The organism is Streptomyces sp. YGL11-2, assembly GCF_050054615.1.
Classification (GTDB): domain Bacteria; phylum Actinomycetota; class Actinomycetes; order Streptomycetales; family Streptomycetaceae; genus Streptomyces.
This window is the reverse complement of sequence record NZ_JBNHIN010000027.1, coordinates 106,712-118,502: the sequence shown is the minus strand read 5'-3', so window position 1 is coordinate 118,502 and position 11,791 is coordinate 106,712. Positions and strand designations below refer to the sequence as shown.

Annotated in this window: 7 protein-coding genes; 3 read left to right on the top strand and 4 right to left on the bottom strand. The window is 70.5% G+C overall.

Annotated features, from left to right (window positions below):
• Positions 1–185 precede the first annotated feature (185 nt).
• Both ACO1BR_RS27460 and ACO1BR_RS27455 read right to left on the bottom strand, forming a co-directional pair.
• Complete coding sequence (locus tag ACO1BR_RS27460; RefSeq protein WP_426797779.1) at positions 186–1,037, bottom strand: hypothetical protein; 852 nt, start codon at positions 1,035–1,037, stop codon at positions 186–188.
• 24 nt (positions 1,038–1,061) lie between these two features.
• Positions 1,062–1,871, bottom strand: coding sequence for a papain-like cysteine protease family protein (locus ACO1BR_RS27455; RefSeq protein WP_426797789.1), 810 nt, complete (start codon positions 1,869–1,871; stop codon positions 1,062–1,064).
• An 832-nt stretch (positions 1,872–2,703) separates the two neighbouring features.
• Here ACO1BR_RS27455 and ACO1BR_RS27450 point away from each other — a divergent pair.
• Positions 2,704–4,281 (top strand): DUF5722 domain-containing protein, encoded by a 1,578-nt coding sequence (locus ACO1BR_RS27450; protein WP_426797778.1) that lies wholly within the window; start codon positions 2,704–2,706, stop codon positions 4,279–4,281.
• A 152-nt stretch (positions 4,282–4,433) separates the two neighbouring features.
• Here the strand turns inward: ACO1BR_RS27450 and ACO1BR_RS27445 are convergent, their stop codons facing one another.
• Positions 4,434–5,207 (bottom strand): TetR/AcrR family transcriptional regulator, encoded by a 774-nt coding sequence (locus ACO1BR_RS27445; RefSeq protein WP_426797777.1) that lies wholly within the window; start codon positions 5,205–5,207, stop codon positions 4,434–4,436.
• A 124-nt stretch (positions 5,208–5,331) separates the two neighbouring features.
• On the opposite strand from ACO1BR_RS27445, the gene ACO1BR_RS27440 reads away from it, so the two are divergent.
• Together ACO1BR_RS27440 and ACO1BR_RS27435 are read left to right on the top strand one after the other, a co-directional pair.
• The gene (locus ACO1BR_RS27440; protein ID WP_426797776.1) at positions 5,332–6,552 is read left to right on the top strand and encodes a cytochrome P450; all 1,221 of its coding nucleotides are present in this window, start codon (positions 5,332–5,334) and stop codon (positions 6,550–6,552) included.
• Positions 6,553–6,572: 20 nt separating this feature from the next.
• Positions 6,573–6,779, top strand: coding sequence for a ferredoxin (locus ACO1BR_RS27435; protein ID WP_426797788.1), 207 nt, complete (start codon positions 6,573–6,575; stop codon positions 6,777–6,779).
• A 177-nt stretch (positions 6,780–6,956) separates the two neighbouring features.
• Here the strand turns inward: ACO1BR_RS27435 and ACO1BR_RS27430 are convergent, their stop codons facing one another.
• Positions 6,957–11,501 carry an HAD-IC family P-type ATPase gene (locus tag ACO1BR_RS27430; RefSeq protein WP_426797775.1) on the bottom strand — a complete coding sequence of 1,515 codons (4,545 nt, stop codon included), beginning with the start codon at positions 11,499–11,501 and terminating at the stop codon, positions 6,957–6,959.
• Between the last annotated feature and the right edge of the window lie 290 nt (positions 11,502–11,791).

The window sequence follows — 11,791 nt, the reverse complement described above, 5'->3', positions numbered from 1 at the left end:
CGTGGCGAGTTGACACCGCCACGGGCGCATGCCCGCTGCCCACCCGCGCCCGGAGGGGAGGAACGGACGCGGGGGGAGGGGAGACTCCGGTACCGGACCCCAATCACGAGAGTCCGTTGCCAGCGTCCTCAGGGGTTGGTTTCAGTGGGGCTCCGACGTCGAAACACCCTGTCAGCGCGGGTTGTTCAACTCACCTGTGATCGCCTGCGTTTGGTGCGCAGTACTGCGATCGCGCCGCCGGCCAGCAGGGCTGCTGCCGCGCCTGAGCCGCCGAGGAGCAGGGGAGTCGAGGGCGCGGACGCCAGGCCGTACCCGCCGGCCAGTCCCTTGCGGTCGTATGTGGACCCCGGCAGCTTGTCCGCATAGCGGCCGTGCACCAGTTTCTGGTACGCGGTGAGCGTCACCGCCTGCTTGCCTCGCAGACCCGAGGCTGCTTCTCGGTTGAGCGGTTCGACGGTGTCGTTCTTCAGCCGGTACCAGGCGTGGATCTGAGGCTCGGTGAAGACCGTTGAGGGGCCCGTGGTCTGTCGGGCGTAGGTGACATCGCTGTCGCCGTCGCGCACGCCTGCCAGATGCCAACTCTTGCCGCCGCCCGTGGCCCCGGTGGAGAGCAGGACCGTGGCCTTGTGTCCGTTGGTGCCGTTCGCCAGGGAGGCCAGATGCGACAGGCGTACGGCGTTGCCGGGAGTCGGCTTCGCGTTCCCGGTGACGAACTGGGGCGCGAGCTCGTACAGCGCGACCGGGGAGTTCAGGGTGAACGCCTGCCTGCCGTCGCGCGGTTCGGTCGCCATCGGTGCAGCCGCGCCTGATCCGCCGTCGGCGCCCTCGTTCGCCGTGGCGCCGAGGAACCGTGCGACGGTGTCGTGTACTTGTGTGCTCTGGAGCACCTGGCGTGCGCCCTGGTAGTCGGGAATGGCAGTCGGCCCGTCGGCCGCCTGGGCTTGGCCGCAGAAAGCCGTGGCGAGCAGGGTCGCCGCCGCGCCGAGGGAGAGGGACAGGCTTGCGAGACGAGCAGCAGGCCGTTGTGCAGAAATCATTTTGCCGCGCATGTGCCGCCCGCCTTACTTGTGTATCCCGATGCGTGAATGGGTCCATTGGAACGACGAGTTGTTGACGTAGTCGTTGTAGTTCCACCACGTATAGGTCTGTGTGGAGGGCCAGGGGTCACCGACCGCGATCATTTGCGATGACGGGTCATAGCCGTAGATGACGTTCATGTGGCCACCGCCCGAGTTCCATCCGATGCGAACGGGAAAGGGGCGCCCGCCGTCGATCTCCTCGCCGACCTGTGAGAAGGAGGCGCTTCGGGAAAGGTCGTTTCCGGTGTTGCTCAGACCGATGTTGCCCAGGCCGTTGGCTATGTCGTCGAGGGTGGCAGGCTGGTCGTTGCAGCTGAGATTGCTGTTCTTGGCTGCAAGCCGGCAGAAGTCGTACTGGTTGTACTGGTTGTAGCCCCAGTACTTGGCGATGGTGAGTCCGCTGGCGTCCCAGCACCACTGGTCCTGAACCTGCTTCTGCATGTCTATGGTGAGGGCCGTGCGCCCGCCGGATTTTGGGTGCGAGGACGAGCAGGCCGGCAGACTGTCGGTGTTTCCCTTGATGAACGCGTTGGCTATGTAGAAGGATCCGGAGTCCGACCAGATCCACCGTGGGTCGTTCTCCACTGAGTCGCCCTGGACACGGCAGGTCATCGAGACGGTGCTGCCCGTGCCGGCATGGCCGACGATGTGGCCGGAAAGGCTGGGCGATGACCTTTCGTTGATGCTGCGGTAATGGGTCTGACCGCCGTTCACGGTGCCGGTGACGGAGCCGGCCCGGGCGTTGCCACCGCTGAGCACGAACCCTGCCGTGATCGCTGTTAAGGCGATCACCGTCAACGTTCTCCACAGGGCTGAGGCGCGGGGAAGGCGCATGTATGGACTCTTTCGAAGTGTGGGGGGATGTATTGCGGCAGGCGCAGGGCGGTTGACGCTGGAGCGCGCCGAGTCGTCACCCGGCGCATTCCGTGCGCGACTGGCCGACACACGCCTTCGCGAAATCGGTTCGGGCCAGACTCGGGTCTCACCCTGCCCCAACTCGTTTCGCACGCGCGCCCTGTTACCACTCAATTCCGCTGCGCATACCGGCTGCCGCGTGCGCGACAGAAGGAAGCGAACGCCAGCGGAACCTCTCTGGCCTGCCATGCTCAGAAGCACACGAGAATTACTACAACACCTTCACCGGGCGACGCAATGACGCTGTGTCAACACTCGTGAATACTGGGCAGTAGTTGTGGAATTCACCGAGTCACATGCAGTGCTGGCGCGGTTACTGGACCATCAAATTGCCTGAACCTGGGGGTCTTTGCGTAATTCTTGCTGTCACGTCAGGCGGGGCGGGCCGTTACTGACAGTCGCCGCTCGTCGGTCGTCGTCGAATCCGCAGAAGTTCTTGTGAATCGCCCAACCGGCGTGGCTTCTACGGGAGTTCCGGAGTTCCCTAACGGTAGTTTGTTGACCCGGGTCCGGCAGCCCTACGGCCGTACCGCACACCGCGCCTGCTGCGTATGCTCCACGAGTAGTCTTTGGTCCGGGTGTTGGCGGAGAATCTCCGGAGTAAGCACCTCAAGTGCACGTTGATGTAGGCGTGTTGACCGTTTCGATGTGCCGGGTTGGTGACAACGGGACGACGTTGACCACGACGCCAGGTACATGAAGGAGAGTCATGGCCAGACCAGCTCGGCATCGGCATCTCGCCGCCCTCGTGCTGCTCCTCTTCGCCCTCGTCCTCCCTGAGGCCCTGCAGGCCACCGCCGGCGCCGAGACGGCTCCGCTGCCGTACCCGACACGGTCCGACTACCGCATCAAGGGCATCCAGCCGGACTTCTGGTCGAACAAGGACGAGATCGCCGGCAACAACACCGGCGGCGTGTCCATGAACCTCGTCTGGGCGGACTGGGAGCAGAGCGCCAAGGCGGCCCCGTGCGCGGCCGGTGAGCAGGCTTTCGACGGTCGCTGCTTCACCGTCCGGCCGGAGGTGGATGCGGCCATCAAGGAGTGGACCGACCGGGGACTGGTGGTCACCGCCATCGTCTTCGGTACGCCCGGTTGGGCCCGCCAGGGCCGACCCTGCGATCCCGCACCCGGCCACGAGCTGTTCTGCGTACCCAACAACCCCGCCGACTTCGGCCGGTTCGCCGGAATGCTGGCCCAGCGTTACGACGGACTTCACGGGCACGGCCGGATCGCCGACTTCGTGATCGACAACGAGGTCAACACCAGTACCTGGTTCAACATCGGCTGCGGCCGCGGCAAGCCCTGCGACACCACGCAATGGCTCGACCAGATCGCGGCCAACTACAACGCCGCCTACGACCGCATCACCGGGCAGCAGCCCACGGCCAAGGTCCTGACCTCGCTGGATCACCACTTCGGTACGGCCTATGACCTGCCGTCCGACCACGACGCAACGCTGTCCGGCATGACCGTGCTCAAGGGGCTGGCCGCCCGGGCGGGATCACGCCAGTGGCGGGTCGCCTACCACCCCTACGCCCCGGACCTGTTCAAGCCCGCCTTCTCCGCCGACGACTTCCCCAAGGTCACCTATGGCAACATCGGCGTAGTGGTGGGCTGGCTACGCCAGCAGTTCCCGCACACCCCCTCCGCCTGGACCATCCAGCTCACCGAGAGCGGCATCAACTCCGGGGACCAGTCCAACGAGTCCCAGCAGGCCGCAGCCGTGTGCGACACCTTCCGCAATGTGCTCGGCACGCCGGACATCGAGAGCTACATCTACCATCGGATGCAGGACAACCCCGCCGAGGGCGGCCTCAAGCTCGGTCTCCGGAGGCAGGACGGCTCTGCCAAGCCCGCATGGTCGGCGTGGGCGCTGGCCAACCGCAACGACCTTCCCTCGCCCCAACTCTCCTGCGGCTTCGAGCACCTTCCCTACACCCTGCTGCGCCGCGGCTACCGCCCTGACCGGGGACACGTCGTCTCCTCCCGGCTGCTGCCGCCCGGCTTCACCCAGGAGCAGACCTGGAAGCTGCTGCGCCACCAGGCACCCGGCACCACCATGCTCTACGAGTGCAAAGTGGGCGGACACACGCTGCTCACCCGCGACCCGGGCTGCGAAGGCCAGTTCCCCATGGGCCCCGTCGGCTACATCCACACCGAGCAGGTGGGCGGTTCCGTACCCCTCTACCGCTGCCGCATCCCCTCGAACGGAGACCACTTCGCCTCCAGCGCGGCCAACTGTGAAGGTCACACCAGGGAGTCCGTGCTCGGCTACGCCTTCCCGTAGCAGTCAGCGGACGACCGCGACCGTCGCCGTTACCGTGGTCCGGTGGTCCGGGACGGGGCAGGTCGGTGCTGCGCGGGGGGACCGAAGGCGCACGCCGAGGTGAACTCGGCGCATCACGGCGTGCGCCTGTGGGACGACCGCGGGCGGCCGCCTCAGTCCTCGCCGCCCGCGGAATGCGTGGCACCGGCGGAGCCCGTGGAGTGCGGGGAAGCGGTGGGGCGGGGGTCGCTCGCGCGCTGTGGGGCCGGGTGCAGGATCAGCGGCAGGTAGACGTCGTCGACGATGTCCGTGATGACCTCGTCCTCGACGGGGGAGCCGAACAGCAGGAACTGGTTGCGCAGCAGGTCGGTGGCGACCGTCGCCCGCCGGGAGTCCAGGATCCAGGGTTCGATCTCCCCGCGGTCGACGGCGCGCTCCAGGAGGACGCCGAGGGTGGCCGGGCCGGTGGTGTGGAACCGTTCCCTGATCAGGGTGGCGAAGTCCGGGTCGCGTGTCATCTCGGTGAGCAGGCCCCGCAGGATGCCGCCGAGCGGGCTGGCCATCTTCGCCGCGATCTGCCGCAGCAGGGCGATGACGTCCGTACGCAAGGCGCCGGTGTCGGGGAGGCTGATGTCGGCGACGCCGGACAACTTGCAGGCGTCCATGACCAGTTCGGCGCGGTTGGACCAGCGTCGGTAGAGGGCGGCTTTGCCGGTGCGGGCGCGGGTGGCCACCCGTTCCATCGTCAGTGCGGCGTATCCGGTCTCGCCGAGTTCCTCCAGCGTCGCCGCCAGGATGGCGTTCTCCAGCTCCTCACCGCGGCGGCGGGGCCCTTTTCGGTGGTCGGCGGCGGTGTCGTCGGCGGGTTCGGTGTGGGGTGACAGCGTGGCTCCCGAAGATGGCCTGTAGAGGTCGTTGCGTTCCCTATGGGGCCAGTCTATTCTCAAATTTAGAGAACCATACGTTCTTTATACGTGTTCTTCGGTGGCGCAAGCGTGGAACAGGACAGACGGCGTCGTTGAGGAACGCCGACACGAGACGGCAAGAGATCAACAGATATCGAGGGAACCGATGACGGAGATCGCCACAACGCCACAGGCAGGGGAGACCCCCGCCTTCCCGAACGACCGAAGCTGCCCCTACCAATTACCGGACGGCTACGCCAAGCTGCGGGATGCGGCCGGCCCGCTGCAGCGGGTCACCCTCTACGACGGCCGCCAGGCATGGGTGGTGACCAAGCACGAGACGGCGCGAAAGCTGCTTGCCGATCCCCGGCTCTCCTCCGACCGCGGTCACGCCGGCTTCCCCGCCACCTCGCCGCGATTCCAGGTGGTCCGGGGCCGCCAACCCGGCTTCATCGGGATGGACGCGCCCGAACACGGCCCCAAGCGGCGGATGACGATCAGCGAGTTCACGGTGAAGCGGATCAAGGGCATGCGCCCGGAGATCGAGCAGATCGTGCACGGCTTCCTCGACGAGATGCTCGCCGCCGGACCGCCCGCCGACCTGGTCAGCCGATTCGCCCTGCCGGTGCCGTCCATGGTGATCTGCCGGGTGCTCGGAGTGCCGTACGCCGACCACGACTTCTTCCAGGACGCGAGCAGGCGCCTGGTGCAGTCCACGGATGCCGAGAAGGCGGTCGGCGGGCGCGACGATCTCGAACGCTACCTGGACGGACTGATCTCCAGGTTCCAGGCCGAGCCCGGCCCGGGACTCATCGGCAGCCTGGTGGCCGATCAGTTGGCCAACGGCGAGATCGACCGCGCTGAGCTGATCTCCATGGCGCTGCTGCTGCTCGTCGCCGGCCACGAAACCACCGCCTCGATGACCTCGCTCAGCGTGATCACCCTGCTGGAACACCCCGAGCAGTACGGCGCTCTGCGCGACGATCCCGGTCTCATCCCCGGCGCGGTCGAGGAACTGCTGCGCTACCTCGCCATCGCCGACATCGCAGGTGGCCGTGTGGCCAAGGCGGACATCGAGATCGACGGGCAGCTCATCCGGGCCGGCGAGGGGGTGATCGTCGTCAACTCCATTGCCAACCGCGACGGTACGGTGTTCGAGGACCCGGACACCTTCGACGTACACCGCACGGCCCGCCACCATCTCGCGTTCGGTTTCGGCATCCACCAGTGTCTGGGCCAGAACCTGGCCCGCCTGGAACTCGACGTCATCCTGACCGCGCTGCTCGACCGGGTTCCCACGCTGCGACTGGCCGTACCGGTGGACCAGTTGACGCTGCGGCCGGGCACCACGATTCAGGGCGTCAACGAACTCCCGGTGACCTGGTGAGCGGTACGGAAGGAGCGGCGCTGCGAGTAACCGCCGACCGGACCGTCTGCGTCGGCGCCGGCATGTGCGCGCTCACCGCCCCCGGGACCTTCGACCAGGACGAGGAGGGCATCGTCACGGTGCTGGAGCCCCGCGCCGACGCCGAGGCCCGATCCGCCGCACGCGAGGCCGCCGCGCTCTGCCCGTCCCGCGCCCTCCAGATCACTGAGGTCTTCAACAGCATCTGAATGGAGGCGAGTTCGGAGCACAACACCCGCACTCCGAGCGACGTCGGGACGCGCCAGGGACATCGGCGCCGCGCTGACGGTCGTCCACTCCGCACCCGACCCGCCCGACTCCGCGCCGCTCCACAACGGCACCGGTCGCCTTCCGGCACGGGCAGGCAAGCGAGGGCCGGTCGACCGTCAGCGCGGCACGGGCACGGTCGGGCGCAGCGCGGCTGCCACGCGGCTGAGGAGGTGTTCGACGGGAGGCAGTACCCACGGTGACAGCGCGGCGACGCCGACCGCGGCGCCGACCCCCGTCCAGGCCACCGGACCCAGCGGCGTGCATCCGAAGAAGTGGCTGACCACGGGTGTCTGGACGACACCGGCCAGAACGAGGGCAGAGCCGAAGGCGGTCGCCATCACCAGGGGACTGTGCTGCCGGTCCCTGACGGTCTGGGTGAGCTGGGCGCCGACCACTCCGCACAGTGCCATGGTGCCGGTGCGCCGGGCAGAGCCCGGGGTGAGCCGGCCGATCAGCCACGCCGTGGCCGCGCCGAGACCGGTGACCAGGCCGCGCTGGCGGATCTGGTGGGTCAGCGGAGCCCCGAGGGCCGCGATACCCACCGGGGTGTTGGCCGAGGGGGTCTCCTCGCTCGGCTTCACGTTCTGCGGTGTGACGGCCACCGCCATGGCCGGGAACATGTCGGTGAGGAGGTTGACCAGCAGCAACTGCCGTGCGGACAGGGGGGAGACGCCGTCGAGCAGCGTGCCGAGCACGGTGAAGCCGACCTCGCCGAAGTTGCCGCCGATCAGGATGCTGATGGCGTCGCCCACGCTGCGCCACAGGGCCCGGCCCTCGGCCACCGCGTCGACGAGGACGGACAGTTCGTCACCGGTCAGGACCAGGTCCGCCGCGTTCCGGGCCGCGGCCGACCCCCGGGCCGCGATGCCGACACCGACGTCCGCGGCACGGATGGCGGCGGCGTCGTTCGCGCCGTCGCCGACCATGGCCACCACCCGCCCCGCCTCCCTCAGTGCCTCGATGACCTGGAGCTTCTGCTCCGGGGCGACGCGGGCCACCACACCGCAGTCCCGCAGGAGTTCGGCCCGGCCGGCCCGGTCGAGGGCGGAGAGCCGATCGCCGGTGACCATGGCGACGTCCTCCGGCCAGCCCAGGGACACCGCCACCGCGCGAGCGGTCTGCGGATGGTCACCGGTGAGCATCACCGGCCGCAGGCCCGCCTGGCGCAGCCCGGCCACCAGGGGAGCGGAACTGGCCCGTGGCGTGTCGGCCAGTGCCACGAACCCCAGGAACTCCAGCCCCTGAAGCGGCTTGTCGAGCGCGTCGGGCGCCTCGCCGGGAGGCAGCCGACGCCGGGCGACGGCGAGCAGCCGCAAGCCCTCACCGGCCAGGGACTGCGCTCTCTCCTCCGTATCTGGGGGGAGGTCCCGGCAGCACGGCAGGACGACCTCGGGCGCTCCCTTGACGACCAGCTGCGGCTCGTCATCGGCGCATTGGCCGACGGCGGCCGCATATCCGCGGCTGGCTTCGAACGGCTGGGCGTCGCTCTGGACCCACTTCCGGTCGAGCGGCGCCGCGGTGAGTACGGCCTCGTCGGTGGCGTGTGCGTGAACGCCCGTCTCATCCGCGTCCGCACAGGTGCGGGCAGCGGTCAGCAGCACCGCGGCGGGCTCTGGGTCGTCGGTCGTGTAGGCGGCGCCCTGTGTGGTGACCAGGCGCACGACGCGCAGCCTGTTCTCGGTGAGGGTCCCGGTCTTGTCGAAGCAGATGGTGTCGATGCGGCCCAACGCCTCCAGCGTGCGCGGGGCGCGCACCAGTACCCCGCGCCTGCTGAGCCGGCGCGCCGCGGCCAGTTGCGCGACCGTCGCCACCAGCGGGAGACCCTCCGGGACCGCCGCCACCGCTACCGCGACGCCGCCGCCGACCGCCTCGCGCACCGGCCTGCCCCACAGCAGGGACAGCGCGGTGACCGCCGCGCCGCCCGCGAGGGTGAGCGGCAGCACCCGTTTCGTCAGTTCCTGGAGCCGCGCCTGGACGCCCGCCGCGGAGGGCGCCCGCGAGGCCAGGGACGCGGCACGCCCGGCCTGCGTCTGGGCGCCGGTACCCACCACGACGGCACGCCCCCGCCCGGCCACCACCGTCGTGCCCTCGTGCACCATGCAACTGCGGTCCGCCACGGCTGCGCGCGGAGTGGCGGCCACCTGCTTGCGGGTCGGCAGCGACTCACCGGTCAGGGCGGACTCGTCCACCTCCAGATCGGCCGCCTCCAGTAGCCGGGCATCGGCCGGGACCACGTCGCCCGTGACCAGTTCGATCAGATCACCCGGCTCCAGCCGGGCGGCGTCCACGGTCGCCGTCGCCCCGGTCCGGGGGTCCGTCACACGCCGGACGGTCTGCCGCTGGCCCATCGCGAGCGCCGCCAACGCCCGCTCGGCGCGCAGCCGCTGTACCCCGCCCACCAGCGCGTTCATGCCCAACGCACCGGTGACCAGGAGCGCGTCGACGGTGGACCCCAGGAGCGCCGAAGCAGCCGCGCCGACCGCGAGGACAGGGGTGAGGGGATCGTCGAGCTCCGCGCGCACGGCCGTGAACAGGGACATCGCCAGGCGCGCCGGAGTGAAGACCGGCAACCGGGCCACGGCATCGGCGCGCGTACGGGCCCTGGACAACGCCGTGGGCGCGGTCCGGGGCCGCGCGGCCAGTCGCGACAGCGCCTCGACGGGGTGCAGGGTGTGCCAGGGCACGCGCGGCCCGGGGCGGGGCGCCTTGCGGCCGGCGGCACCGTACGCGGCCCGCCAGCCCGTGAACAAGGCCGCGCCGGCAGCGGCGTTGACGGGACTCAGCCGGATTCCGGCAGGCAGCAGCACACGGCGCGCGGGAGCACCTCCGGTGACCACGAGCAGCCCGGACAGCGCCGCCCCCGACTGGGCGAGGGTCTTGGAGCGGCGACCGACGGCGCGCGCGGCGGGAGCGGCGGCCAGCAGACGCCACACCCCCTCCAGCCCGTTCAGCACCAGAACGTCCGCGCCCCAGACCACGGCACTGCGCCCGTCGGTGACGGACAGGGCGAGATCACCGGCCAGCAGTCCCGCCAGCAGGTGGTGGCCCTCGGCGTCCTCGTGGCGGATTCTGGCGACGGTCAGGACCACCCTTCCGTCGTCCTGCAACCCGCGTACCACCTCGGCCAGCGGCCGTTCGGGGGCGACGACGGTGTCCGCCAGAGCGCCGAACTCGCCGAGCGAAGGGTCGTCCACCATCACCACGCCCAGGCCGGCCCGGCGCGCCGCGTCCAGCACCTCCTCGGCGAGCGGGTCGAGCTCCCACCCGACCCGTACGACACCGACGTCCTCCGCGCCCACGGACGCGATCATCGAGCCGGTGCCCGCCGGCTCCTCGCCGGGCGCCGGCCGCAGGTTCACCACCATCCCGTCGACGCCGGCCGTCGCGCCGCCGGAGCCGTGCAGCGCCGCGGTCGCCGCGTGCCACAGCCGGTCGTGGTCCCACGAGGCCGCGGTGGGTCGGACGTCGAGGACGGTGCGACACCTGCCGTGCAGGGCGCCCGGATGCAGGACCACGGTGTCGACGAGTTCCAGTTGCCGCAGCCGCCCGGTGCTCCGGACCAGCAACCCGTCCTGGGCCAGCGCCATGCCGAGTGCGGCCGTGAACGCCGCGGGCCCGTAGCGTGCCGCCTTGGGCGATCCGGCCAGGGCCGCTTCCGCGGCACCCGCCGGGCTGCGGGTGAACACCAGCGTGGCGAGCGCACCCACCAGGCTTCCCGTGACCGCGGTATCCGCATACGCCTGGCCCGGGTTCTGTCGCACCGGCGGCCGCGGCAGCCCGTCCCCGGACAGACTCGGCCGGTCCGGTACGCACAGGGTGTCGTGTGCGGCGTCGAACGCGGCGGCCCGGACCAGCGCCTCCGCCAACTGGCCCGTTCGCAGGGCCCCGTCCAGGACGAGGGCGACCGGCGACTGGCCCAGGCCGTGCGCGGCGGCATTGACCGCCGCCAACACCAGGTCGGTCCCTGCCGCACCGAGCCGGTCGCGCAGCACGCCGCGGACCCGGGAGTCCTCCCGCAGCAGCGCCACCGCCGCAGTGACCGGCCGCGGTGCCTTCCTCAGCCGCATCACCCGCGCCGTCAGTGCCGTGGCGACGCCCGCCGCGTCACAGACCAGGGCCAGCGCCGTCGCCCGGACATCACCGACGCTCCCCGGGTGCGGTGGGGACGGCTCGTCCCCGCCTTCGGAGTGCCCCAGCCCGTACCCGCCGGCCAACTCCCTCACCCGGCGCTCGACGCCCCCAGCCAGTGCCTCCTCGGCCATCCGGACCACCAACCTGGCCAGACCGCCGTCCCAGTAGGCAAGAAGGACGTCCGGGTGCTCCCGCACCGCGGCCGCCACCTTCTCCGCGGCCTTCTCCCGCCCCATGGCGTCGGTGGTACCGGGGCAGGGGCGCAGGGGCAGCTGCAGCCGGCTTCCGGCGCGCCAGCAACCGTCGTCGGGAGAGAGCGCGTGACGAGCCACCCGGGTCACCCGTACGGCCGTGGCCGATGCCTCGGCCGTGGCGTTCGCCGCCGTGCACACACCGACGGCGGCAAGCTCGGCGGCCCCGCGCCGGAGCGCGTCGGCGGGGGCCGCGAGACCGCGCACGACCCGGGCCGGAACGGCAAGCGCACGACCCAGACCGGCCGCGGGCAGACGGGTCAGCAGACGCAGCACCACTGTCCTACTTTCGCGAGAAAGCCACACCGGTCGCGACCGCGGTACGGGGAGAGAGCTGTGCCCGAGACGGCCGGAGCGCCGACGGTTCGTGCCGGACGGGTCAGCCGGCCGCCTGACCCGACGGCGCTTCGGCGTAGATCGGCACCGTACCTTCGCGCCGGCCACGAACCCGGAGCGATGCGGCCTTCGGCGCGCCCTCCACCCGCTTGGCGGAAGTGGCGGCCGTCGGCGAACAGCGCTGTTCACCAGCCGCCGAGCCGTTGGGCCCCACCCCCGTTCCGGCGCTCGGC

Coding starts and splice junctions, on each gene's coding strand:
- ACO1BR_RS27460 (WP_426797779.1), bottom strand. CDS start 1,037: ATGATTTCTGCACAACGGCCTGCTGCTCGTCTCGCAAGCCTGTCCCTC.
- ACO1BR_RS27450 (WP_426797778.1), top strand. CDS start 2,704: ATGGCCAGACCAGCTCGGCATCGGCATCTCGCCGCCCTCGTGCTGCTC.
- ACO1BR_RS27440 (WP_426797776.1), top strand. CDS start 5,332: ATGACGGAGATCGCCACAACGCCACAGGCAGGGGAGACCCCCGCCTTC.